Source organism: Amycolatopsis albidoflavus, assembly GCF_039525725.1.
GTDB classification, from domain to species: domain Bacteria; phylum Actinomycetota; class Actinomycetes; order Mycobacteriales; family Pseudonocardiaceae; genus Amycolatopsis; species Amycolatopsis albidoflava.
In genome coordinates, this window is the sequence record NZ_BAAAHV010000021.1 from 186539 (window position 1) to 211278 (window position 24740).

Sequence of the window (24740 nt, forward strand, 5' to 3'; positions counted from 1 at the left end):
CTCCTCGCGACGAGAAGCGGGTGAGGCGACACACTCCGGCACCGGTGCGAACGAGCGTTAACCTGGGCGCGGAGGTGCACCGCGGCACCGGAGAGCAGGAGGAAGGCTGAAGATGCAGATCACCGACACCGCAGCGCTCGTCACGGGTGGCGCGTCCGGTCTCGGCGGCGCGACCGCCAAGGCACTGGCCGCGAAAGGCGCGCGGGTGTTCGCCCTCGACCTCGCGCCCTCGATCGAGAAGGCCGAGCAGGTCGACGACATCACCTACGTCGAGGCCGACGTGACCGACCCGGACCAGGTGCAGGCCGCCGTCGACACCGCGGCCGGCTCGGGCGTACCGCTGCGCACGGTGGTCAACTGCGCCGGCATCGGACCGTCCGCGCGCATCCTGTCCAAGAAGGGCAGGCACGACCTCGGGCTGTACGCGAAGGTCATCCAGATCAACCTGGTCGGCACCTTCAACGTGCTCACCGTCGCCTCCGAGGCGATCGCGAAGACCGAGCCGCTGGCCGACGACGCACGCGGCGTCATCATCAACACCGCGTCCGTCGCCGCCTTCGACGGCCAGATCGGGCAGGTGGCGTACGCGTCGTCCAAGGGCGGCGTGGTCGGGATGACGCTGCCCGCCGCGCGCGACCTCGCCTCGCACGGCATCCGCGTGCTGACGATCGCGCCCGGCATCGTCGACACCCCGATGCTCGCCACGGTCAGCGAAGAGTTCCGCGCCGGCCTCGCCGCCGGAATTCCGTTCCCGAAGCGGCTGGCGCGCCCGGACGAGTACGCGCAGCTCGCCCTGTCGCTGATCGACCACGACTACCTCAACGGCGAGGTCGTCCGCATGGACGGCTCGCTGCGGATGGCCCCGCGCTGACCTGGTGAGGGAGTGGGTGTGCTGCCCCCTCGGCGGCACACCCGCTCCCTCAGGTCACGCCTTGCGCATCCGCACCTCGAGGCCGATCCCGTCCGGGGTCACCTCGCAGGTGCGGAACTTGCTCTCCGCGACGGTCGCCCTGAACTGCTCCGGCGTGTACGCCCGCCGCCGCAGCCCGCGCAGCACCCGGACGGTGGAGAACGTGCCCACCGGACCGAGATTCATCCGCTCGACCTCGGCGTCGAGCTCCGCGTCCGTGGTGCTCCGGCTCAAGTCCTGCACCAGCGCGACGCCGCCGGGCCGCAGCACCCGGTGCATCTCGTCGATCGCGTCCACCGGGTCGGCGAAGTTCTTGAACGCCGCCTGGCAGATCAGGAAATCGAACGACCCGTCCGCGAACGGCATCGCCGCGACGTCGCCCCGGCGGAAGTCCACCGTGACGCCCTGTTCTTGCGCGTACTCCCGAGCCAGCTGGACAAACGTCCGGCTGATGTCCAGCCCGGTCACCGAGCACCGCCCGGTGCGAGCCAATTCGACGGCGAAGAAACCCGGCCCCGGCGCGATCTCGAGCACGTCAGCACCCTCGGCCAGATCCGCGACCAGCATCTCGGCCGATTCGCGATACTGCACAAGCTGCGGTTCGGTGCGCCGCCCCCGCGCGTACACCCGGGCGATCGGCCCTTCCATCTCCGGCAGCAGCTTCGTGCGATGACGCTTTACCTGCGTGTTCCCCATTGTGCTTTTCTCCCTGTTCGGTTGGTACCGAACCGGTGCCGCGAGAGAGGTGCCCCGTATCCTGGTGATTGCAGCCCGAGGACAGGTTCCCGCACTCGCGGTTTCCAGTTCGACGGTTCCCGGTCCCGGGGGCGGTGTGCCAGCACCTCCTCCGGGACCTCTTTATTCGCCTTCGGTCATGACGAAGGCGGCCATGTCGGGCAGCTCCCCGGTTTCCCGGTAGCGCCGCCATTCCTCGACCCCCGCAATCGCGCCGGAGGCCAGCTCCTCGCGCAGCCCGCGGACCCATTCGGCTTCCGCGCGCCACATCGCCAGTTGGTACTCGCCCTCTACGAGAAACAGCCGGGACACCTCGGCCCGCATCTTCTCCAGCGCCGCGACACGGGCGTCGATCATCCGCTCCAGCTCGCCAACTCGGTGCCGCAACTGCTGGTCAACGATGTCCGGTCCGAGCGCGAGCATCACCGACAACCCAGTGTGCAACCGCGTCGGCTCCGGATCAGGCGTCCCGAGCAGTTCGGCGACCCAATCCTCGAGCTCAGCCTGGCCAGCCTCGGTGATCCGATAAACGGTCCGCTCCGGCCGGGCCCCGTCCCGCACGTGCTCGACCGCCTCGATGTAACCGTGCTTTTCGAGGTTGCCGACCACTGTGTAGAACGAGCCCCACTTGATCTTCAGGTCGTCCTCTTTGCCGCGACTCCGCAGGACGGTGGCGATTTCGTACGGGTGCATCGACCGCTCGCACAACGCGGCCAGCACGGCGAGGCCCAGCAAGTTGGACACCTTCCGCCGCTTCACGCCGGGCCTCCTCATCAACGAGTACTCGCCAACGAGTATATGCAGAAGCGCGCCGGGCCGCAACGACGGGAGAAACGGGCCGCCGCGGCAAGGAAGGCAGGGCGGACGAAGCCAGGCTGGTTCACGCGAGCAATCAGGACCGGGCGAGAAACTGCCAGGCAGCGTGGGCGAGACGGACCTGAGCAGGGCGGGGCAGACCTGGCCGATGCGGGCTTGGGCAGGGCGGAGTGGGCCTGAGCAGGGCGGGGCAGACCTGGGCAGGATGGGCCTAGCCTGAGCGACGCGAGACAAAGCCCCCGCGCGAAGGCGAGGCACCCACAACCCCACAACCCCGATACGAAGCCAAAAACACGGGCGGCGGGTGCTTGTCAAGGCATCTTTCCCGCCTTGACAAGCACCCGCCGCCCGTAGTCACAATCCGGCTGAGGGGTGGTGGCCCCACACCGCACCAGCAGAAACACCGGCGAAAACTCAGATATCCAACATATACGGGACCTCATCCTGAGCCCGCCCGCTCATCCACTCCCGCAGCGCCTTAGTCGCCAGCACATCATCCTCGTTGTACCGCAGCAACCGCTCCCGCTGTTCATCATCGGGAACCGCGCCGTCCATTCCGACCGCGTCCCGGTACCACCGCATTGAAGCCTCGCCACCGGCTTCCGGATCTCGCCACGAGAACCCGGCCACCGGAGCGATCACCTTCAGGCCCTTGCCCCGCGAGCACAGGAACTGATCGGTCACGCTGCGAAAAAGATCCACCCACTCATCAGAGTCCACAAAGGACTGCACAGCCCGCTTCTCCGGCACCCCGGAGTACTCCCCAAACCGCTCCACCGACCCGAACAGCCACCGGTTCTCCGCGAGCGCGTTGTAGCAATACGCCCGGAAAGTCAGCCCCGCGGCGAGAGTCCGCGCACGAACATCCGTGAACCAAGCCCAAAACTCCGCGAACGACCGCGCCTCGTCCACCGTTGGCAGCGGCTCCCAGGTCGCGAACGCCCGGTACCCCTGCGGCACCCCGATGTCCGCTCCGGACAGCAGCGTCCCCCACAGATAAGCGCCGGCGTCGCCGAAGCTCTCCATGTCCACGTCGACCTCGACGTCCGCGCGCGGCACTTCGATCTGCGGCGTGCGGCGCACTACCGTGAGATCCGCCAGCCACGCCCGGGCCAGCATGATCGCGTCCGAGAATGTGCCGCCCGTCCAGTTCATCGGCGGCGGTTCGGCGGCCGGGTCCAGTGCGGCCAGCTTGTCTACAGTGGACACTCCGACGCGCCGCAACTCGCCCGCGTCCTCGCCGCGCACCACCAGGCTCACGTCACGCGTCTCGGTGAGCACGACCTCGCAGGTGGCCCAGAAGGGACACCGTCGGCATTCCAACACTCGCGAAGGCGCGGCCAACGCTTCGGCACCCGTGGCGGCTGCGGTCGCGACTGCGAGCCGGTCCTCGAAGCGCGCGTCGTACTCGTCCAGCGCGCTGCGGCCGCCCGGCCAGGTGCCCGCCGTGAGGTCGTGCCACACGACAACATCGGCGTCCAGACCGATCACGCCGCCGACGGCGCGTCCGCTGGCCGCCAGGCCGCGCGACTCCAGCATTCGCCGCAGATGCGCGAGACGCAGCTGGTCTCGCGGCTGCGAGCGGACCTTGCGCAGCTCGTCCGGCGAGCGGAGCGCTGGGTCCAGCTCCGTCATCGCGGTGGTGGGCGCGCCCTGGCCGCGATCGGTGATCCGGTGCCGGACCACCAGCACCGGCACGTATCCGTCGCCGACGCGCACGAGCAGGTCGATGCCGCCGCGCCGGTGCCCGACCGGATCGGCGGGCAGCAGCGCGCCCCAGATGTACTGCGCGGCATCGGCGAACGCCTGCTCGGTGCGCTGCACGCGCTCGCCCGCGGACGCGGCGCGCGGCACCCGCGCCCAGGTGGCGTCCGGCCCCGAGGCCGCGACCAGCTGTTCGAGGATTTCCTCGCGGTGCGCGGTCGCGTCGTCGATGCGCTGCTGCGCCGTCGGATCCGGCGGCGGCAGCGGCACGTCGCGCATCGCCGGGTCGTGTTCCAGGTGCACCCGGCGGCGGCAACGGCTCACCGCTCCCGCGTCAAGCAACACCTCGTCTCCCATAGCGATCACAATAGATCGTGGGTACGACATTCCCCGCGCGAGCCGACATGCCCGTCACGTCGGGGACCAGTAAGTTCATCCGGAGAAGGCGTGGGAGGTAACGGCCATGGCGCGCAAGGCCAAGCAAGACAAGGCCAAGCAGGACGAGGGTGAAGCCCGGATCACCCCGAAGAAGGCGAAGAACGCGGTCGCGGTGGCCAAGGTGCTCGGACCGGCGGTGCTGCCGGTGCTCGCGCCGTACGCGGTCCGCGCGGCGGGCGCGGCGCGGGAGGCGTACGACCGCTACCAGGCCCGCAAGCTGGGCGTCGCCGTCGACCAGCTCGGCGAGTACACCGGCCGCGGCGCGGCCCTGCACGCCCGGATCGCGGGTCTCGTGCAGGGGCTCGGCGAGCTGAAGAAGTCGGCGAAGGCGACCGAGCAGGACCAGAAGTTCGCCGCCGAGACGCAGTCGACGCTGGAGCAGCTGTCGGCCACGGTGCGCGCCGCCGAGCGCATGCCCGCGGCTCGGCGCAAGGCCGCGCACCGCGCGGTGACCGGCGAACTCGAACGGCTCGAAGACCAGCTGCTGCACCGCTTGGGCATCTGAAAAGCCGTGAAGGGCTCCTTGAGGGAATTAGATTCCCTCAAGGAGCCCTTCACGGACCGCTGATGCGCTACTTGATGAAGCCCTTCTCCAGCATCCAGTCGTGCGCGACGGTGCCGGCGTCCTTGCCGTCCACGTCGACCTTCTTGCACAGCTCGACCATCTGCTTGTTGTCGAGCGCCGCCGCCACCTTCTCCAGCGGACCGCGGATCTCCGGATACTTGTCCAGGAACTCCGTGCGCAGCGTCGCCGCCGCGTTGTACTGCGGGAACGCCTTCTTGTCGTCCTCGAGCACGCGCAGGTTCAGCCCGGAGATCCGGCCGTCGGTGGTGAACACCTCGCCGACCGGGCAGGTGCCGTTGGCCACCGCCGAATAGATGGTGCCGATCCCGAAGTTCTCGATCTTCGGATTCTTGAACCCGTACGCCTTGACCGCCGCCGGGAACCCGTCCTGGCGGCTGGTGAACTCCGTCTCCAGGCAGAACCGGTTCTGATCCGGATGCGTGGTGAGGAACTTCGCCAGGTCCGAGGTGGACTTGAGGTTGTTCTTCGCCGCGTACGCCTCGGTGGTGGCGAACGCGTACTGGTCGTTCAGCGGCGAGTAGTTCAGCCAGGTGACGCCGTACTTCTCCGCGTCGGCCTTCTTCGTGGCCTCGTACTGCGCCTTCTCCCCGCCCGGAACCGGCAGTTCGTTGCCCTGGTAGTTGATCCAGCCGGTGCCGGTGTACTCCCAGGTCACGTCGGTCTGCCCGTTGAGCAGCGCCTGCCGGGACGAGTTCGACCCCTTGATGTCGGTGAGGTCGATGACGTCCATGCCCGCCGCGCTCAACGCCATTTCGGCCATGTACCCGAGGATGATGTTCTCGGTGAAGTCCTTCGACCCGACGACCACCCGCTGGCCTTCGAGCGACGGGATCGGCCGGATGGAGCCCGGTTCGATCTTGAACGGGATCGAGGTGTTGACGTCGAGCCCGCACGCCGAGAGCGTCCCGGCGAGCAGGGCGGCGCCGACCAGCGCGCCCGCCTTTTTCAGGACGTTCATCAGCGCAGTCCCTTCGGTCCGAAGTACTGCTCGGCGACCGCGCCCAGCCAGTCCACCAGCAGCGCCAGCGCGACGGCCAGCACCGAACCGGTGATCAGCACCTTCGTGAGGTTGAGCTTGTAGCCGGTGTCGATCAGGAGCCCGAACCCGCCCGCGTTGACGAACATGCCGAACGTCGCGGTGCCGACCGCCAGCACGAGCGACGTGCGCAGGCCGGCCAGGATCAGCGGGACGGCGAGCGGGAATTCCACCCGCCACAGCACCTTCTGCGCGGACATCCCGATGCCGCGGCCCGCGTCGATGAGCGACGGGTCCACCTGCTGGATGCCGACCATCGTGTTGCGCAGCACCGGGAGCAGCGAATAGAACGCCAGCGGCAGCGCGGCGACCCAGAGCCCGCCGACCGCGCCGGTGAAGATGAACCACAGCACCAGCACGCCCAGCGCGGGCGCGGCCTGTCCGATGTTCGCGATCGCCAGGAAGATCGGCGCGAGCCACTTCGCCCACGGCCGGGTCACGATGATCCCGAGCGGCACCGCCACCAGCACCACGATCGCGGTGACCACGACGGTCATCGCCAAGTGGTCGCGCAGCGCGGTGAGCAGCGACTCCGCGTTGAGGGTTTCCTTCTCGGTCGCGGTGAGCCCGCTCGCGAACACCCAGATGAGCGTGACCGCGACGATCAGCACGACCACGGCGGGCTGGGCGAACAGCCGGACGCGTTCCGCGCGGCGGGAGCCTGACTCGGTGCTGAAACCGGTATCGACGGCAGCGGTCATGCCGTGGCCCCGTCCTCGTCGACGTGGTCGTCGGCGTGCTCGTCGCGCAGCTGCTGGATCGTCGCGATGACCGTGTCCAGCTTGATCGTGCCCGCGTATTCGCCGCGCGCGCCGGTGACCGGCACCGAACCGCCCTCGGCGAGCATCGCCTCAAGCGCGTCCTGCAGCGTCGACTGGAGGCTCACGATGTCGCGCAGCGGCTTGCCGACCGAACCCAGCGACGTCGCGTTGGTCAGCTCGCGCACGTGCACCCAGCGGATCGGCCGCCGCCGCTGGTCGAGCACCAGCGCGAACGGCTTGCGCGATTTGCTCAGCTTCTCCCGCACGTCGGCGGGCGATTCGTCGATCGTCGTGGTGAGCGCGTCCTGCTGCAGTTCGACGTCGCGCACGCGCAGCAGGGTCAGCTGCTTGAGCGAAGCACCGGCGCCCACGAATCCGGCGACCGTGTCGTCGGCCGGGTTCGCCAGGATCGACTCCGGCGTGTCGTACTGCAGGATCTTCGACTGGTTGCCGAGCACCGCGATCCGGTCGCCGAGCTTGACCGCCTCGTCGAAGTCGTGCGTGACGAAGACGATCGTCTTCTTCAGGTCGGTCTGCAGCCGCAGCAGTTCGTCCTGCAGGTTGCCGCGGGTGATCGGGTCGACCGCGCCGAACGGCTCGTCCATCAGCAGCACCGGCGGATCGGCGGCCAGCGCGCGGGCCACGCCGACGCGCTGCTGCTGCCCGCCGGACAGCTGGCGCGGGTAGCGGTCGCGGAAATCGGCCGGGTCGAGCCCGACCAGGTCCATCATCTCCTCGACCCGCGCGGTCACCTTCTTCTTGTCCCAGCCGAGCAGGCCGGGCACGACGGCGATGTTCTGCGCCACGGTGAAGTGCGGGAACAGCCCGGCCTGCTGGATCGCGTAGCCGATCTGGCGGCGCAGGGTGTCCACGTCGAGCTTCAGCGCGTCCTGCCCGCCGATGGTGATCCGGCCGGACGAAGGCTCGATCAGCCGGTTGATCATCCGCATCGTGGTGGTCTTGCCGCAGCCGGACGGGCCGACGAACACCACGATCTTGCCCGCGGGCACGACCATCGAGAAGTCGTCGACCGCGGGGGCGCGGGTGCCGGAGTAGCGCTTGGTGACGTGGTCGAGTTCGATCTCGACGCCGGAGACGGTTTCTTCGGTCGCAGTGTGCTCAGCCACGGACACCCCTAGAAATGGTGAATCGCTTGATCAGGACGTAGATGCCGTCGAGCACCAGCGCGAGGATGACCACGCCGACGGTGCCGGTGAGGGCCTGGTTGAGGGAGTTCGTGCTCCCGGCGTTGGTGAGGCCGGAGAAGACCTCAGCGCCGAGGCCGGGGCCCTTGGCGTAGGCCGCGATCACCGCGATGCCCATGAGCATCTGCGTGGCGACCCGCATGCCGGTGAGGATCGCCGGCCAGGCCAGCCGCAGTTCGACCCGGGTGAGCACGGACAGCCTGCTCATCCCGATGCCGCGGGCGGCGTCGGTGATCGCCGGGTCGACCGCGTCGAGGCCGACGATCGTGTTGCGGACGATGGGCAGCAGGCCGTACAGCACGAGCGCGATCACCGCGGTGGTCGAGCCGAGGCCCGAGAGCGGGATCAGCAGACCCAGCAGGGCGAACGACGGGACGGTGAGGATCGTGCTGGCCAGTGCCGTGGCGACTGCGGAGCCGATGGGGCTGCGATAGACGGCGATGCCGATCAGCACGCCAAGGATCGCGGCGAGGATCGTGCACTGCACCACCATGCTGGTGTGCAGCCACGCCTGGAGCAGCAGCCTTCCCCACCGGTCCGAGATGTACTCGAAGAGGTTCATCCGTATTCGTTCTCCCGCCAGCTTGCGAGCCCCGGACGTCACCCGTTCGGAGTAGCCCATCAATCGGCAGGGTGACTACCCGGAACGGATACGGTCGAAACCCCCACTTCTCGGTTGTGATTACCCACCGTTTCGCATCCGCCTGGGGTCGGCAACCGAAGCGACGGGCCCCACCGGGCGGTATTTACCGGATCGAGACCCGCCTACCTGTGGGTTTTCCGCAGATGCTCACCATTCGAGACACTTCAGTCACCCACCGGAGTGCCGTTAAGCTGCCCGAATGAGCACCCCGGCCCGGCATCGCGGCGCACTCGCCGCTGTCCGCGGCGGATTGCTCGCTCTGAGTTCGGCGTCACTCGCCGTCACCGCGCACGCGGCCGCCGACGGCGGACTGCCGGATCCCGCGCTCACCCTGCTGCTGACCGGCCTGCTCGGCTGGACCGCCACCGCGCTCGCCGGCCGGGCGCGCGGACCGCTCGCCACCATCGCCGTGCTCGGCGGCGGACAGCTCGTCATGCACCTCGTGCTGACGACGCTCGGCGGGCACGACCCGAGTGGTGCGGCTGCCGCGCCGGACGGCTGGGCGATGACCGCGGCGCACGCCGTCGCGACCCTGCTCACCGCGCTGGTGCTGGCCCGGGCGGACGCGATGCTGCTCGCGGTGCTCCGCGTGGTGCGGGTGATTCTTCCGCTGCTGATCCGGCCGCTGCCGGTTCCGGTGGCGGCAGCCGGGATCGCGCGGCCGCGTGCGGCTGGCGCGGTGCCGTTGCTGAGCGTTGAACTGAGGCGCGTCCGTGGACGGCGCGGACCTCCTGCGGGCTCCTGAACCCCTCGTGAGTGCTGATGCCGGTTCTAACCGGCTTTGCCGCTCACCACCCTTTCCCCTTTTCCGGCGCAGGCTCTGCCTCCGTCGGCTCACCCCTGTTCAGGAGCAGTTGTGTCCCACCATGTCTTTCGTCGCGCCGGCGTGCTCGCCGCGACCGTCGCCGCCACCGGTCTGCTCGGCGCGGGCATCGCGTCCGCGCACGTGACCGCCAACGTCTACGGCGACCAGCCGGCCAAGGGCGGCTACGGCACGATCTTCTTCCGCGTCCCCAACGAGGACGCGAAGCTCGGCACGATCAAGGTCGAGGTCGACGTCAAACCGGAGTACGGCATCGGCAACTTCCGCACCAAGCCGATCCCCGGCTGGACCGCCGAGGTCACCAAGTCGAAGCTGCCGCAGCCGGTGACCACCGCGTCCGGCACGAAGATCACCGAGGCGGTCACGAAGGTCGTCTGGACCGCGCAGCCGGGCACGAAGATCGGCTCGACCGAGTTCCAGGAGTTCGAGGTCAGCGGCGGCCCCCTGCCCTCGAACGTCGACCAGCTCGAATTCCCCGCCATCCAGACCTACGAGGGTGGCAAAGTGGTGGACTGGAACCAGCCCACCCCGCCCAGCGGCGAGGAGCCGGAGCACCCGGCCCCGACCATCAAGCTCGCCGCCGCCGAATCCTCAGAGCACGGCGGCCACACGCAGACCGCGGCCTCCGGTGACAACGCCGACGCCGCCTCTTCGTCGGACAACACGGCGCGCTGGCTCGGCGGGGCCGGCCTCGTCGTCGGCGCGCTCGGGCTCGGCGTCGGCGCGGGCGCGGTGCTGCGTTCCCGTCGTCCGGCCGCGGGAAAGACCGAAGGAACCAAGTAATGCGTAAAGCGCTTCTCGCGCTGGCGATTTCCGGGGTGGCCCTGCTCGGCACGGCCACCCCGGCGCTAGCGCACAACGTGCTGATCAACTCCGACCCGGCCAACGGCGCGTCCGTCGCCAAGGGCCCGGCGAAGGTCACGCTCACGTTCGACCAGTACGTGCAGAACGCCGACGTCAACCAGATCGCGGTGACCGGGCCGGACGGCAGCCAGTGGGCCGAGGGTCCGGTGACGGTGGAGAACAACGTGCTGAGCGCACCGCTGCGGCCGCTCGGCCCGGCGGGCAAGTACACCGTCGGCTACCGGGTCCTCTCCGCCGACGGACACCCGGTGTCCGGCGAGATCCCGTTCACCCTCACCGCCGCGGGCAACGGCACCCCGGCCAAGGGCGACGCGGCCAAGGCGGCCGGGGCTCCGGCGAATTCGCCGGCGGCCGCCTCGTCCTCATCGTCGTCGAGCGGCGTGCCGATCTGGGTGTGGATCGCCGGCGCGGTGGTGCTGCTCGCGATCGGCCTCACCGTCGCGCTGCGCACCGGCCGCGACCCCGGATCGGAAAAGGCGGACCAGTGACGCGAGCCGAGACCACCTCCGCTATCCGCTGGGCCACGCTCGCCTGCGTGGTCGTCGGGGGACTGCTGGGCGCGCTGATCGGCATCGCGCTCACCGCGTCCTCGCCCATTCCGGGCGTGGTGGAACCCAGCGAGGTGGTCTCGGCGGCCATCCCGGTCGTGCGCGTGCTGCTGGACCTGTCGGCGGTCGCGACGATCGGGCTGGCCCTGTTGTCCGTGCTGGTCGGCTACGACCGGCCGAAGCTCACCGAACCGGTCATGCGCCGGGCTCGTCCCGCCGCCGTCGCCGCCGCGCTGATCTGGGCGGCGACCGCGGTGGTCGCGCTGATCCTGCAGACCGCCGAGTACAAGCCGGGCAAGAAGATGCTGACCGGCGGCGACATCGGCAGCTACATCGCCGACGTCGGCGCGGGCAAGGCGCTGGTGATCGTGGCGGTGCTCGCGCTGCTGCACGCCGCGCTCGGCTTTGTCGCGCTGCGCAAGGGCGAGAAGGTGCCCGCCGAGGTGCGGGTGGGCCTGGGCATGTTCGCGCTGCTGCCGTTGCCGGTCACCGGCCACGCGTCGAACTGGGCCTATCACGACTACACGATGATCTCGATGGAACTGCACGTGATGAGCGCGGTCGCCTGGTGCGGCGGCCTCGGCGCGATGATCGTGCTGCTGGCCGCGAACCGGACGCTGCTCGCGCACGCGTTACCGCGGTTCTCGAAGCTGGCGACGCTGTGCCTGGTGCTGTCCGCGGTGACCGGTCTCTTCAACGGCATCGTGGAAATCCTCGCCAATCCGACGATCAGCTTCTGGGCGGGCGTGTTCACCACGCCGTACGGCCAGCTGATGGTGCTGAAGGTGCTGTGCACCGGCGCGATCGCGCTGCTGGCTGCCAACTTGCGGTGGCGGCTGATGCCGCGCATCGTGCGACACCAGCGGACGGCGCTCGCGTCGTGGGCCACGCTGGAACTGACCGTGATGGGTCTCGCTTTCGGCTTCGCGGTGGTGCTTACCCGGGCCCCGGTCGCGGTGTCCTGACCGGCCGAAGTGACGGCGGGTAGCCGCAACTTGCACAATGGGACTAGCAGTACGCTAAGTGGGGCGACCTGCCGGACCGAATTCTCGCTGCACAGCGATACCTCGTGGGCCATCGACGGAAAGCGGCGAACGGTCATCTGCAGTCGGCGAATGCACGTGCAGAATCCCGCTCAACGGTATCTCGTCCACGCGGTGGCCGTCCGGCCGTCGCGCAGGTCCGCCAGCCGACGGCGGAGTTCAGCCCGCACCGGCGGATGACTGCGCAGAATCGGCAGCACGCTCGTCGTCAGCTTCAGCTCCCGCACCGCCCGGAGCACGGAAAACCCCGGCCAGGCCGTCACGTCGAAGCCGTAAGCCTCGGCGAACTCGGCATACCGGGCAGGCGGGTCACCGAACCGTTCGCGGCCGACGGCGAGCGGCGTCAGGTCCCATTCCGGCGGGCCGACGCAGGAGGAATCGAAATCGCACAGCACCGGGCCGTCCGGACCGGGCAACACGTTGCCCGGATGCGCGTCGCCGTGCACGAATCCCCTGGCCAGCGGGAAATCCAGGGTGTCGAGCCGGTCCCGCACCTCGGCACAGCGCTCCAGCAGGAACCGCTGGTCGGCGGCGGCGAGCTCCTCGGCGTCGGCGACCCTGGCCTCGATCGAGCTCAGCGGCTCCCATTCGGGCAGGCCGTCCGGCGGGGGCAGCGCGTGCACCTGGCGCAGCAGCCCGGCCAGGTCGGCGGGCGTCGGCGGCGGTCCGGCGAACGGCACCAGATCCCAGACCGTGACGAGGTGTCCTCGCACGTCGAGCGGTTGCTCGACCCCGGCCAGCAGCCGGACCGCGGGCACGTCGTGCCGGGCGAAATGCTCGGCAACGCGCACGACCGTGCCGACGCGGTGGCGCAGCCGCGTGGAGCCGACGATCCGCACCACGACCGGTGCCCCGGCCAGCGCGAACACCGCGTTGTTGGTGAACCGCAGCAGACGTGCGCCCGCCGGGTCGAGACCCAGCCGGGCGCACGTGGCGGTCAGCACCCGGCGCAGTTTCGCAGGGGTGAACCTGCCTTCGGGCAAGGCGAATCCGGTCGGGCTCAGGCCGCGTAGAAGATCTTGAGCCGGTCGGCGAGGTCGCGGGCGTCGGGGTTGTTGCGCCGCCGTTCGGCCTCCACCTGAAGGGGCCGCATCCGGTCTTTGACCCGCGCGGACTTGATGCTTTCCGCGCATTCGATGGCCTTGCCGCCGATCTTCACGCCGTGGTCGATATCGCCCTCGAGCAGGTGATTCGTGGCGAGCGCGCTCAGCATGAACGCCTTGCTGCGGGCCATGTCGTCGGTGTAGGCGTCGACCGCCCGGCTCAGCGCCGGGATCGCGTACTTCGTGTGCTCGGGGTTCTTCATCGCCAGCACGGTGTGCACGGTGCCGGTCATCGCGTAGACGTCGGTCTCGTTGAAGAATTTGACCCACGATTCGGCCGAGGCCAGGTCGGCGCGGGCGAATTCGTCCTTGCACCGGCCGAGCAGCTTCACCGATTGTTCCTCGTTGCCCATCATCGCGTAGGCCCACGCCTCGTTGGCGCAGAGCACGGCGACGGCCAGCTCGGAACCGGATTCCTGGGCGGCGATCTGGCCGAGCTGGAACAGCTTCAGCGCGTCGTTCGCCGCGTCCTGGTGCAGGTAGACGCGGCCCATCCGGTACAGCACGTTGGCCACCAGGTGGTGGTCGCCGCCCTGTTTGGCCAGGTCGAGCGCCTGCGCGAAATGCCCGCGCGCGGAATCCATCAGACCGGTGTCGAACGACGTCCAGCCGGCGAGGCTGTGCAGGTCCGCGATCGCGGTGAACAGCCGGGTCTTCACCTGCTCGGCCGCGCTGGAGTCGAGCATCTGCTGGCCCCAGGACAGCTGCGCGACGACCGCGTCGCGGCAGAATCCGCCGCCGTACTGGTAATCGAGCGCGCGCAACGCTCTGGTCGCCGCCTCGACCTGGCGCACGTCGGTCGTCCCGATGCGCCCGGGGGCGGGAGTGCGCGCGGGCGCCTCCGACCACGTGCCGGATTCCGGACCGAACACCGCCGCACCCATCGTGACCTGGGCGGCGTGCGCGAGGAACCTCCGTCGCTTCACGGACTCGTCCTCCTCAGCCTGCCGGCCGTCGGACGCGCCGACGACCCGTATCGCCGTGGTCTCGTCATAGGCGAGACCCATGTATCCACGGGGGACACCCAGGCCGTCGGCGATTCTCGTGAGCACGTCGTAGGCCATGACCTGGCGACCCTTGAGGATCTCCGACACCTCGGACTGCGACTGGCCGGTCATCGCGGCGATCTGGCGCTGCGATACTCCGTGTTTGCGCAACAGCCGGTACACGGCGCTGACCTCGCGGGCGGCGAGCGCCTCCCGCATGTCGGGCTGTTCCCAGGCGTCGGCCGGAACCGGACTGCCTGACCGGGCGTCTGCGTGAGAGACTCCGGAACCACTGCCAGCACTGGCATCCATTGCCATTGCGCCCCCTCACCGTCTCCTGGGCGTCTGATCAGCACCCTAAGCACACGCGAGAACCTTGTGAAACGCGCGGACAGCCGGGTTGATCGGCAGGGCCGAACTCCGCTGACCGCTTACCGTGGAACGCGGTCCGGTCACCGCTATGACGCGGTTTCGACCTTCTCTCGCACCCGGTTTCACTTCACTGTAGTTGCCAGATCTCCGTCACTGCTCGCACACCCGCAGCGATCACGGAGAGCGATGGACCCGACGACACAGATCTGCCGGGACAGGTGCATCTCGCAAGATGCGCCGGCCCGGGACGAGAAAGCGTGGAGGGACAGTGGAGTTCGTGGATTCGCTCGGTGGAGGACACGCCGGGACCGCGGTGCGGTCCGTTCGGCCCGCCGCACCGGGAATCGCCACGGCACGCCCGGTGCCGCCTACTGTCGCTTCCGCTGTCGCCGCTTCGGTGTCCGCTGACCCGCGTACCGCGGGCGTGCGGCATTTCGAGGGCGGCCAGGTCGTGTGGCGCGTGCAATGCGGAGATCTCATCAGCCGCGAGCGCGCCGTGACGGTGTTCGTCGAGGACGACGAGGTCGTCGTGGTGTCCCCTCCCGGGGAGACCGCCCGCCTCACGTCCGGCCAGCTCGGCCAGCTCCGGGCCGCGCTCAACGAAGCCGCCACGATGGCGGAAAGGTGACGGTGAGTTTCCCCATGGATCAGGTTCTCGGTCAGGTTCTCCGCAACGCCGTGTGGGAGCGCCTCGACATGCTGTCCGACCTGGCGGAACGCGCCGACGCCCCGTCGCTGGTCTCGGTCGCCCGCTCCGAACTGCCCCGGCTCGCCGAGGGCTGGCGCGCGATGCTGCAGGCGCACGAGCCCGACGAGCGCGGCGACTGCCCCACCTGTTCGACGCGCTGGCACCGCTGCAAGGCCCCGTGTTCGGTGTGGCAGGTGGCGCACGAGCACCTGGTCGCGGGCGGTCTCGCCCCGCAGGCGCTCTCCGCGGCCGGGCACCGGCCCGCCCGCCGCCGCGCCGCGGTTCCCGCCGTGCCCGGCCAGAACCGGCGAGCCGAATCGCCCGCGGAGACCACTGGCAGGCACGCGCTGGTGAAGCCCCGGCCGATCAGCGCCTGACCCCTCGGGTGGGGTGAGTCCGGGCGGATCACCCCACCCGTCTCGACTGGCGAGCGCGCGGCGAGCCCGGAAGCCCCAACCGGCTCGGCCGCCCGGCATCCTCGCCCGGCCGAGGGCTGGTCCGTCCGTCCCCCCGAGCGAGACGGACCGCCCTCGGCCACCCCTAGCCCGCAAACGCGATTAATCGAAAAATGTCCGGCAGAACACCTAGCGGACGCAGTAATCGGACGCTAGGTTGAAGATCATCGCACCGGTGCCGCCGCACCGGTCGCGACCCAGAACTCCGCGGGCCGGTGCCGTTGCACTCCCCTCCCCCGACCGGCACCGGCCCGCGGTTCCACTTCCCAGACCCGCCGCCGACTCCGAGTTCCGGAGTTCCGCGGCGGGTTTTGTGCGCTTGCCGCCGGCCCGCTGGCAAACGCGGGCACCGCCGACGTACATAAGCGCAACACCGAGGCAACCGCGCGAGAACTCTCGGTAACCTGATCCGGGGGTCTGTGCGTTCGAATTCGGCTGCGCGCCCAAGTGATGTGTGTTGAGCGTCGAGAAGGGCCGGTATGTCGAATCCATTGGTCGCCGAAAAGCAGGACTCGACCTCGGCTATCTCCGGCATCTCGATCCTCGAGGCTGGCAAGGGCCTGAAGGACGGTATCGAGTCCGGCGACTGGGCGGCGACCGTGATGGGCGCGGTCGGGGTCGGCATGGAAGCGCTCGCCGCGGTGATGGACCCGTTCGGCGCGATCCTCGCCGCGGGCGTCGGCTGGCTGATCGAGCATGTCGGCCCGCTCAAGGAAGCGCTGGACAAACTGGCCGGCGACCCGGACCAGGTGCACGCGTACTCCGAGACCTGGAAGAACGTCGCCAAAGAGGTCTCGGCGGTCTCCCAGGACCTGGCCGCACAGGTCAAAAAGGACATCGAGTCCTGGGAGGGCACCAGCGCCGACGCCTACCGCAAGCAGGCCGAGGAGGTCGCCAAGACTCTCGAAGGCGCCGCGCAGGCCTGCGAAGGCGCGGGCAGCGGGGTGAAGACCGCGGGCGAGGTCGTGGGCGCGGTGCGGATGCTCGTGCGCGACATCATCGCCCAGGTCGTGGCGCACCTGATCTCGTGGGCGCTGCAGGTGCTGTTCACCCTCGGCATCGGGATGGCCTGGGTGGTGCCGCAGGTGGTCAACCTGGTGGCCAAGACCGCCAAGCAGATCGCCGAACTGGTCAAGAACCTCACCAAGGCGCTCAAGGAACTCGGCAAGCTCCTCACCAAGACCAAGGGCCTGTTCGAGAACGTCGCCAAGTCGATGAAGAGCATCAAGGGCGGCGCCAAGGACGCCACGCACACGCCGAAGGAGATCAAGTCTCCCGGCGGCGGCTCCACCAAGCCTTCCGGCGCGAAGGACACCCCGAACGAAAAAGGCGGTGGCGGCGGCGAGAAACCGCCGCCGGTCAAGGACGAGTCCACCAACACCTCCGGCGCGCACGACGGGCCGCCGCCGGAAAACAAGGGCGGCGGGAACCACGAGCCGCCTCCGCGCGAACCCGCGAAGGACGAGCCGCAGGGCAACGGCGGTGCCGAGGGCGGCGGGAACAAGAACGAACGCGGCGGGAACGAGCGGTCCGACCCGGAGAAGGACAAGACCGAGGCGTCCAACGCGAAGCAGGAGGGCGACGCCGATCCGCCCTGCCTGACCGACCCGGTCGTCATCTCCACCGGCGAGGTGCTCGTCGAGGACTACGACCTCGAACTGCCGGAACTGCTGATGCGGCGGACGCACCGGTCGTCGTATCGCTCCGGGCGGTGGTTCGGCTCGACCTGGGCGTCCACTGTGGACCAGCGGCTGGAGTTCGGCGAGGAGTACATCCGGTACTACGGGCCGGAAGGCGTGACCCTCTACTACCCGATGCCCGCCGGGGACGAGCCGGTGCTGCCGACCGAAGGCGCGCGCTGGCCGCTCACCAAGCACGCCGACGGCAGCTGCACCATCGACCAGGTGCGTCCGGACCGGACGATGCGGTTTTCCGGCGAGGGCAAGGCATTGCCGCTGCGCTCGATCGAGGACGCCGACGGCGCGCGGACCGAACTGTCCTACGACGACTCCGGCGCGCCGGCGCTGCTCACGCATTCCAGCGGGATCCAGGTCGGCTTCCGCACTGACGGGCACCGCGTCACCGAACTGCGGATGATCGGTGCCGGCCCGGCTCCGGACGTCGTCGTGCGCAATTACCGCTACAACTACCGCGGTCACCTCTCCGAGGTCATCAACTCCTCGGGCACGGCGATGCGCTACACCTACGATCCCGACGGCAGGGTCACGAGCTGGGAAGACCGCAACGGGATCGCCTACCGCTACGTCTACGACACCGAAGGCCGCTGCGTGCGCACCGAGGGCGATCAGGGTTTCTACAGCGGCGCGTTCGAGTTCCTCCCCGAGGCCCGCATCACCCGGTTCACCGATTCCCTCGGCCACACCTCGGAATACGAGTACAACCTGGAGGGACGGCCGGTCCGGGAGACCGACCCGCTGGGCAACGTGACGCTCTCCGAATGGGACCGCTACGGCAATCTGCTCCGCCGGGTCGACCCGCTCGGCCGGATCACCGAGTACACCTACGACGAGGACGGCACGCCGCTCACCATCGCCCGTCCCGACGGCAGCCTTGCCGAACTGGAGCACGACGGCGTCGAACTGGCTTCGATCACGGTGCACGGCAACGGACGGACCTGGCAACGCCGGTACGACCAGCCCGCGGTACCTGAGCTGCCCGGTTTCCTGGCCGAAGCCGAGGTCTCCGACGAGGAGCTGGACCAGTTCGGCCGGCCGCGCACCGCGCCCGAGGTCGGCGGCGGACGCGTGCAGCTGGGCTGGACGGTCGACGGCAAACCCGCCTCGCGCGTCGGGGTGCGCCGCGAGCGCGCGATGTGGCGGTACGACCGCGAGGGCAACGAGATCGAGCACGTCGACGAACTCGGCCGCGCGACCAAGCGCGAGTACGGTCCGTTCGACATGGTCACCGCGGTCGTGGACCCGTCCGGCGCGCGCACCAGCTACACCTACGACACCGAGCTGCGGCTGACGTCGGTGACCGATCCGCTGAACCGCACCTGGACCTACACCTACGACCCGCTCGGCAGGCTGGTCGCGCAGACCGATTTCGACGGCCGGACCCGGACCTACGCCTACGACGCGGCCGGGCAGACCGTCGCCGTGACCGAGCCGGACGGTTCAGTCACCGAGAACAAGTACGACCTGCTGGGCAACCGGGTCGAGATCCGCAGCCCGCACCGGACCGTGCGCTACGCGTACGACCCGGTCGGCAACGTCGTGCGCGCGGAGTCCGCGGACTCGGTGGTGGAGTTCGACCGCGACCGGTACGGCCGGGTCGTCCGCGAGGCGATCGACGGCGTCGAGGTGCACTTCGCCTACGACGAGGAGAGCCAGACCATCCGCCGTCGCACGCCGTCCGGCGCCGAGAGCGTGTGGACCTTCGACGAGGAGGACCGGCCGGTTTCGCTGGCCACCGCCGGGCACACCGTGCGCTACCGGCTGGACGACGAGGGCCGCGTGCTCGCCCGCGACACCGACGGGGTCAGCACCCTGCAGCAGGCGTTCGGCCCGCGCGGGCTGCTCACCGCGCAGCAGGTTTCCCGTGGAACATCCCCGGTGCGGCGGCGCGGTCTCGAGTACTACGCGGACGGCAGCCTCGCCGCGGTGCAAGACAGCCTCGCCGGGAAGACCGGCTACACGCGGGACCCGGCCGGACGCGTGGTCACGGTGTCCTCCGCGGCGGGCACGGAAGAGCTGCGCTACAACCCGGCCGGCGAGCTGACCGCCTGGTCGGGCAGCTCCGGTCTGTCCGCCGACTACGACGCCCTCGGCCGCCGGATCCGGCACCGCGAGGTGCATCCGGGCGGAGTGCGGGTGTGGGAGTACTCCTGGACCGGCGAGTTGCTCACCGGCCTGCGCACGCCGGACGGCGCCCAGTGGCGCTACCGGTACGACCCGCTCGGCCGCCGGATCGCCAAGGAGCGGCTGCTGGCCGACGGCTCCGTCGCGGAATCGACCCGGTTCGTGTGGGACGGCTTCGTGCTCATCGAACAGGAGCACACCGACCCGGCCGGAGTGCGCCGGACGACTACCTGGGAACGCAGGCCGGGCAGCGACGAACCGGTCACCCAGGTCGAACGCGGCCCCGGCGGCGACCGGTTCGCGTCCGTGGTCACCGATGCCATCGGCACCCCGACCGAACTGATCGACGAGCAGGGCGGCCTCGCCTGGAGCGCGCGGCGTTCGCTGTGGGGCAAGGTCCAGCCCGGCGGGATCCCACTGCAGTTCCCCGGCCAGTACGCCGACGCCGAATCCGGCTTGCACTACAACGTTTTCCGCTACTACGACCCGGCCGTCGCGCGCTACATCAGCCAGGACCCGCTCGGGCTGGAAGGCGGGCCGAACCCGGGCAACTACGTTCCCGACCCGTTCGCCGCCACCGACGTGCTCGGCCTCAAATGCAACAAGGGCAAAGGCAAGGACACCGACCCGCCGCCCGCGGACTCCACCGCCAAGCACAACTCCGACAACGGCGGCGGCAGTTCTTCCTCGGCCAGCAAGGACAAGGCCGGAGACAAGCGCAAGCGCGACAAGGACGACGACGGCACTAGCGCCAGCTCGGACAAATCCAACAAGAAAAAGAAAACCGATGCCGAGCCCAAGGAAAAGGGTCCCTGGGCCCGCCCGAGCGGATTCCAGAAGCGCGCCCAGGACGTCATCGACGCGCAGAAGAAGGACCCGAAGAGCCCGTTCTACAACACCGGCGACAAGGTTCACGCGCGACACATCATTTCGTTCCAGACCATGCGGGACAACATGAAGAAGTGGGTGGAACACCAGCCCGCGAAGGATCAGGCCGCACTGACGAAGAAGTACACGACAGAGCTGCGGAAGATGAACAGCAACCCGAACAACCTTCCGCTCGGCCCTGGCAAGCCGAACACCTCTATCGGCAGCGTCGTGGACAAGTTCCCGCACGTCCAGGACCGCATCAAGAACGGCGAGACGCCGAAGGAGGCCTTCGACAATTCGTCGGGCTACCTCAAGGACATCAAGAACGAATACGCGGACGGGGCGATCAAGGCCACCGACCACATGAAGAAGCCCGAGCAGGACGCGTTCATGGACAACGTCAAGGGCAGCTCGGACTTCGACTGGCCCGGCGGCACGAAGGAGCAGTACAAGGAATGGAGCGACATGCGCGACCGGTTCCTTGACCTCGGCAAAGACCCCGGGAAGCACAGTGCCGCGGACGTGGACAAGCTCATCAAGGACTTCGACAACCTCAAACCGCCCAAGACCATGGACGACGCGAACGGCAATCGCGTCATGGGCCATCCGTACCCGAATCAGTTCGACAACGCGCCCAAGGGCGACCCGTTCAGCCGAAACGAAAAAGGGGAGATCATCCCGCCCGCGGACCTGCCGCCGTTGCCGGACAAGAAGTAGGACGCCGCGAACGTCAGACGGTTTCCTCCGCGTCGCGCGCGGCGAACACCTCGCGCGCGGCGAAGGTGGCGTTCAGCGCTCGCGGGAATCCCGCGTAGACCGCCGAGTGCATGAGCGCTTCGGTGATTTCCTCGCGGCTGAGCCCGACGTTCAGCGCCGCGCCGATGTGCACCTTCAGCTGCGGTTCGCAGCCGCCGAGCGCGGTCAGCACACCGAGGGTGACCAGCTGGCGGCTGCGCGGGTCGAGGCCCGGCCGGTCGTACATGTCGCCGAAGGCGAACGCGGCCACGTGGTGCCCGAGCGCGGGGTTGATGTCGGCGAGCGAATCGATGACGGCCTCGCCCTGGTGACCGTCGATGCGGGACAGCACCTCGAGCCCGTTCTTGCGGCGGGCGAGGTTTTCCGGGCTGTCGATGTCGTACTGGGTCACGGGAGCGGGCCTTCCTGGTAAGTGGCGATCTTGTATTCGGTGGCGGCGAGGGAAAGCTGCAGCTGAGCGATCTGCGCGCGCAGGGTGTCGCGGTGCTCCAGGAGCATTTCGCGCCGTTCGGGCACGGTGTCCGCGCCGGACTCGATCAACTCGACGTAGCGGCGCAGGTCGCTGATCGGCATGCCCGAGACGCGCATCCGCGTCAGGAACACCAGCCGGCGCACCGATGCCGCGTCGTAAACCCGGTGCCCGGCGCTGTCGCGGGCGACCTCGACCAGCCCGATCCGCTCGTAGTACCGCAGCGTGTGCGGGTTCAGCCCGAGGTGTTCCGCGGTGGTGGCGATGTCCCACTCGTTCGCGTCGTCGTCCCGGGCCAGTTCCCGCAGCGCTTCGACCGACACCGTGCCCGGCGGGTCGACCGCCAGGCGCAGCGCCTCGGTCAGCGCGTCTTCCTTCTCCATGCCGAAGACGCTAAGCCTGTGAGCGCGCTCAAACGCAAGCGCTAACCCACCGACCGGACCCGCGTCACCAAAATCCCGGCCAGCAAAGTCGCCACCGCGGACGCCGCGAACAGCCCCGGATACCCGCCGAGCCAGTGCAGGATCAGTGTCGTGAGCAGCGGCGCGATCACCTGCGGCAGCGAGTTCGCGATGTTGACCACGCCGAGGTCCTTGGCCCGGTTCTGCGCCGCGGGCAGCACCTGCGTCAGCATCGCCAACGCCACCGCCATGTAGACGCCGAAGCCGACGCCCAGCAACGGCGACGCCACCAGCGCGACCGGCCAGCTCTGCCAGATCACCAGCAGCAGCGCGGCCAACGCCATGATCGCCGCCGAGCCGAGGACGTACGGCTTGCGCTTTCCGGACTTGTCGGAGAAGTGCCCGGCCAGCACCGCGCCGATCACCAACGCCACGCCGTACAGCCCCATCATGATCAGCAGGCCGCTGTCCGGATCCGGGTAATGCACCGCGTCCTTGAGGAAGAACAGCAGGTAGAGCGTGCCGAACGCGTTGCCGAGGTTGATCATGAAGTGGCAGCCCCACGCCCACGCGAAGTCCGGATGCCGCCGCGGCGAGACCCACAGGTCGGCGAGGATTTCGCGGATCCGGCCGCTGGGCCGAAACTCCACCGGCAGCCGCGCGTCCGGTGTGCGGAGCACGAACGCCGCCGCGCCGGCGAGCACGATCGCGGCGCAAGCGGCGTAGCCGAGCGGGAGGCCGGCGAGGTCGAGCATCACCACGACCACCACGGCACCGAGCACGGTGCCGAGCATCTGCGCGATGCCGACCAGCCCGCCGACCTGCGCGCGCTGCCCGACCGGAACCCGGTCGGCGATGCCGGACATCAGCGTCGCGAGCATGCCGTTGAGCCCGGCCTGCACGAGACACCAGCCGATCGTCATCACGCCGACGTTCGGGGCCTCGGCCAGCACCAGCAGCCCGGCCGCGCCGATCGCGCCGCCCGCGATCGTCCACGGATGCCGCCTGCCGAACCGGGAGCAGGTGCGGTCCGAGAGCAGGCCGATCGCCGGGTTCGCGACGAGCGCGACGGCCGCGCCGATGCCGGTCACGACGCCGAAGACGGTTTCCTTGTGCGCGGCGTCGAGGAGTTCGGCCTGCTGCGGGAGCAGCACCTGAATCGGCGCGTAAACGCCGAGCCAGAGCGCGATGTTCGCGAGGAACAGCAGCGTCATCCACCCGGCGCGGACGCGTTTGACCGGCTCGGCGAAGACATCCGGGACAGCGGCGGCGGTGTCACTCATGGCGGACCAGCTTCCGGTACCAGGAGAAGGAATCCTTGGGGGTGCGGCGTTGTGTCTCGTAATCCACGTGCACGAGCCCGAACCGCGGCGCGTAACCCTTGGACCATTCGAAGTTGTCCAGCAGCGACCAGACGAAGTATCCGCGCACGTCCACGCCGGCATCCATCGCTTCGCGCAACGCCTGCAGGTGGCTGGCGAGGAATTCGATCCGCTCGGGGTCCGGGACGGTGCCGTCGGCGGCCGGTTCGTCGGCGAAGCTGCAGCCGTTCTCGGTGATCTGGATCGGCGGCAGGTGCTCGCGGTAGCGCTCGTGGAAGGACACCAGCAGGTCGCGCAGTGCCTGCGGGACGATCGGGGAATCGTTGGTGGTCATGGGATAACCCTCGACCGGGCGCAGTTCGAACGGCAGCGGGTTGCCCTCGCCGGGAGCCGTCACGCCTTGGGGCTCGTAGTAGTTGACGCCGTAGAAATCGAGCGGCTGCGCGATCGTGGCGAGGTCGTCGGCGAAGTTCTCCGGCAGGTGCGGATGGACCTGCTCGGGGTAGCTGCCGAGCAGCATCGGGTCGGCGAAGGTGCGGTTGATCAGCGCGTCGAGCCAGTCGGCTGCCGCGCGGTCGGCGGGCGTGTCGTGGTCCGGCCAGATCGGCGAGTGGTTGTTCGCGGTGCCGATGCCGGTCGCGCCCGCCGCGCGCAGCGCCTGCACGGCCAGTCCGTGGGCGAGGTTCTGGTGATGCGCCGTGGGGAGCGCGTCGAGCAGGAGGAACTCGCCGGGCGCGTACTCGCCGATGCCGTAGCCGTAGATCGACATGACCATCGGCTCGTTGAGCGGGATCCAGAGTTTCGCCCGATCGGCGAAATGCTCCCCCACGATCGTGGCGTATTCGGCGAAGCGGAAGGCGGTGTCGCGGGAGCGCCAGCCGCCCGCGTCCTCGATCGCCTGCGGCGTGTCCCAGTGGTACAGCGTGATCGCCGGAGCTATTCCGGCGGCGCATACCTCGTCGATCAGCTTGTCGTAGAAGGCAAGTCCCTCCGCGTTGGGCTTGCCGGCGCCGTCGGGCTGGATGCGCGGCCAGGCGATCGACATCCGGTAGGCGCCGACGCCGAGTTCCGCCATCAGGGCGATGTCCTCGGAGTAGCGGTGGTAGTGGTCGGCCGCTACCTTGGCGTCCTCGCCCCGGGCGATCTTGCCTTCGGTGGCGGTGAACGTGTCCCAGATGGACGGTCCCCGGCCGCCCTCGGCCGTCGCCCCCTCGATCTGGAACGCCGAGGTCGAGACACCCCACAGGAAGCCGGGCGGGAAGGTCGGATGGTCCACGCTGAGCACCCCTTGCCTTCGGACACCCTCGCGGGTGAACGTGAAAAGTTCTCATATGTTAGGTCGTCACTCGTCTCGGGGGAAGCCCCGCGGGGCGCTAAAGTCCCAG

At 69.2% G+C, this 24740-nt stretch carries 22 protein-coding genes; 9 read left to right on the forward strand and 13 right to left on the reverse strand.

What is annotated here, in order from left to right; genetic code table 11:
• The first annotated feature begins 112 nt into the window (after positions 1-112).
• On the forward strand, positions 113-871 hold the full coding sequence (locus tag ABD156_RS31490; protein WP_344282061.1) for an SDR family NAD(P)-dependent oxidoreductase: 759 nt from the start codon (positions 113-115) through the stop codon (positions 869-871).
• A gap of 54 nt (positions 872-925) precedes the next feature.
• On the opposite strand, the gene ABD156_RS31495 is transcribed toward ABD156_RS31490, so the two are convergent.
• From ABD156_RS31495 to ABD156_RS31505, 3 genes are all read right to left on the reverse strand, one after another.
• Positions 926-1606, reverse strand: coding sequence for a class I SAM-dependent methyltransferase (locus ABD156_RS31495; RefSeq protein ID WP_344282064.1), 681 nt, complete (start codon positions 1604-1606; stop codon positions 926-928).
• A 162-nt stretch (positions 1607-1768) separates the two neighbouring features.
• On the reverse strand, positions 1769-2404 hold the full coding sequence (locus tag ABD156_RS31500) for a PadR family transcriptional regulator (RefSeq protein WP_344282067.1): 636 nt from the start codon (positions 2402-2404) through the stop codon (positions 1769-1771).
• 471 nt (positions 2405-2875) lie between these two features.
• The gene (locus ABD156_RS31505; RefSeq protein WP_344282070.1) at positions 2876-4522 is read right to left on the reverse strand and encodes a TM0106 family RecB-like putative nuclease; all 1647 of its coding nucleotides are present in this window, start codon (positions 4520-4522) and stop codon (positions 2876-2878) included.
• Between the two features lie 106 nt (positions 4523-4628).
• On the opposite strand from ABD156_RS31505, the gene ABD156_RS31510 reads away from it, so the two are divergent.
• Positions 4629-5108: a DUF6474 family protein gene (locus ABD156_RS31510; RefSeq protein WP_344282073.1), complete on the forward strand. Its 480-nt coding sequence runs from the start codon at positions 4629-4631 to the stop codon at positions 5106-5108.
• A 67-nt stretch (positions 5109-5175) separates the two neighbouring features.
• Here the strand turns inward: ABD156_RS31510 and ABD156_RS31515 are convergent, their stop codons facing one another.
• From ABD156_RS31515 to ABD156_RS31530, 4 genes are read right to left on the reverse strand one after another with little or no spacing between them, the layout of a single operon-like run.
• Entirely contained in the window at positions 5176-6147 is a 972-nt protein-coding gene (locus ABD156_RS31515; protein ID WP_344282076.1) for a glycine betaine ABC transporter substrate-binding protein, read from the reverse strand.
• Positions 6147-6926 (reverse strand): ABC transporter permease, encoded by a 780-nt coding sequence (locus tag ABD156_RS31520; protein WP_344282079.1) that lies wholly within the window; start codon positions 6924-6926, stop codon positions 6147-6149. The genes ABD156_RS31515 and ABD156_RS31520 overlap by 1 nt, the downstream gene beginning before the upstream one ends.
• Complete coding sequence (locus ABD156_RS31525; RefSeq protein WP_344282082.1) at positions 6923-8119, reverse strand: ABC transporter ATP-binding protein; 1197 nt, start codon at positions 8117-8119, stop codon at positions 6923-6925. The genes ABD156_RS31520 and ABD156_RS31525 overlap by 4 nt, the downstream gene beginning before the upstream one ends.
• Positions 8106-8753, reverse strand: coding sequence for an ABC transporter permease (locus ABD156_RS31530; protein WP_037806896.1), 648 nt, complete (start codon positions 8751-8753; stop codon positions 8106-8108). The genes ABD156_RS31525 and ABD156_RS31530 overlap by 14 nt, the downstream gene beginning before the upstream one ends.
• Before the next feature lie 280 nt (positions 8754-9033).
• On the opposite strand from ABD156_RS31530, the gene ABD156_RS31535 reads away from it, so the two are divergent.
• The 4 genes from ABD156_RS31535 (at position 9034) to ABD156_RS31550 (ending at position 12034) form a co-directional block, all read left to right on the forward strand.
• On the forward strand, positions 9034-9579 hold the full coding sequence (locus ABD156_RS31535; protein WP_344282085.1) for a hypothetical protein: 546 nt from the start codon (positions 9034-9036) through the stop codon (positions 9577-9579).
• Between the two features lie 111 nt (positions 9580-9690).
• Positions 9691-10440 (forward strand): YcnI family copper-binding membrane protein, encoded by a 750-nt coding sequence (locus tag ABD156_RS31540; protein WP_344282087.1) that lies wholly within the window; start codon positions 9691-9693, stop codon positions 10438-10440.
• Entirely contained in the window at positions 10440-11009 is a 570-nt protein-coding gene (locus ABD156_RS31545; protein WP_344282090.1) for a copper resistance CopC family protein, read from the forward strand. The genes ABD156_RS31540 and ABD156_RS31545 overlap by 1 nt, the downstream gene beginning before the upstream one ends.
• Positions 11006-12034: a copper resistance D family protein gene (locus ABD156_RS31550; protein ID WP_344282093.1), complete on the forward strand. Its 1029-nt coding sequence runs from the start codon at positions 11006-11008 to the stop codon at positions 12032-12034. The genes ABD156_RS31545 and ABD156_RS31550 overlap by 4 nt, the downstream gene beginning before the upstream one ends.
• A gap of 170 nt (positions 12035-12204) precedes the next feature.
• On the opposite strand, the gene ABD156_RS31555 is transcribed toward ABD156_RS31550, so the two are convergent.
• Both ABD156_RS31555 and ABD156_RS31560 read right to left on the reverse strand, forming a co-directional pair.
• Positions 12205-13095, reverse strand: a complete 891-nt coding sequence (locus ABD156_RS31555; protein WP_344282096.1) for a phosphotransferase enzyme family protein — start codon at positions 13093-13095, stop codon at positions 12205-12207.
• Between the two features lie 17 nt (positions 13096-13112).
• Positions 13113-14513: an NsdA family TPR-like regulatory protein gene (locus ABD156_RS31560; RefSeq protein ID WP_344282099.1), complete on the reverse strand. Its 1401-nt coding sequence runs from the start codon at positions 14511-14513 to the stop codon at positions 13113-13115.
• Positions 14514-14841: 328 nt separating this feature from the next.
• On the opposite strand from ABD156_RS31560, the gene ABD156_RS31565 reads away from it, so the two are divergent.
• The 3 genes from ABD156_RS31565 to ABD156_RS31575 all read left to right on the forward strand — a co-directional run bounded on the left by ABD156_RS31565 (position 14842) and on the right by ABD156_RS31575 (position 21124).
• The gene (locus tag ABD156_RS31565; protein ID WP_344282102.1) at positions 14842-15201 is read left to right on the forward strand and encodes a hypothetical protein; all 360 of its coding nucleotides are present in this window, start codon (positions 14842-14844) and stop codon (positions 15199-15201) included.
• Between the two features lie 14 nt (positions 15202-15215).
• On the forward strand, positions 15216-15638 hold the full coding sequence (locus tag ABD156_RS31570) for a hypothetical protein (RefSeq protein ID WP_344282105.1): 423 nt from the start codon (positions 15216-15218) through the stop codon (positions 15636-15638).
• A 557-nt stretch (positions 15639-16195) separates the two neighbouring features.
• Positions 16196-21124 (forward strand): RHS repeat-associated core domain-containing protein, encoded by a 4929-nt coding sequence (locus ABD156_RS31575; RefSeq protein ID WP_344282108.1) that lies wholly within the window; start codon positions 16196-16198, stop codon positions 21122-21124.
• A gap of 13 nt (positions 21125-21137) precedes the next feature.
• Here the strand turns inward: ABD156_RS31575 and ABD156_RS31580 are convergent, their stop codons facing one another.
• Genes ABD156_RS31580 through ABD156_RS31595 form a run of 4 tightly spaced genes read right to left on the reverse strand, consistent with a single transcriptional unit; the run spans position 21138 to position 24631 of the window.
• Positions 21138-21554, reverse strand: coding sequence for a carboxymuconolactone decarboxylase family protein (locus ABD156_RS31580; RefSeq protein ID WP_344282111.1), 417 nt, complete (start codon positions 21552-21554; stop codon positions 21138-21140).
• On the reverse strand, positions 21551-22015 hold the full coding sequence (locus ABD156_RS31585) for a MerR family transcriptional regulator (RefSeq protein ID WP_344282114.1): 465 nt from the start codon (positions 22013-22015) through the stop codon (positions 21551-21553). Before ABD156_RS31585 ends, ABD156_RS31580 begins: the two co-directional genes overlap by 4 nt.
• 41 nt (positions 22016-22056) lie before the next feature.
• Positions 22057-23316 carry an MFS transporter gene (locus ABD156_RS31590; RefSeq protein WP_344282117.1) on the reverse strand — a complete coding sequence of 420 codons (1260 nt, stop codon included), beginning with the start codon at positions 23314-23316 and terminating at the stop codon, positions 22057-22059.
• Positions 23309-24631, reverse strand: a complete 1323-nt coding sequence (locus tag ABD156_RS31595) for a GH1 family beta-glucosidase (protein ID WP_344282120.1) — start codon at positions 24629-24631, stop codon at positions 23309-23311. The genes ABD156_RS31590 and ABD156_RS31595 overlap by 8 nt, the downstream gene beginning before the upstream one ends.
• Between the last annotated feature and the right edge of the window lie 109 nt (positions 24632-24740).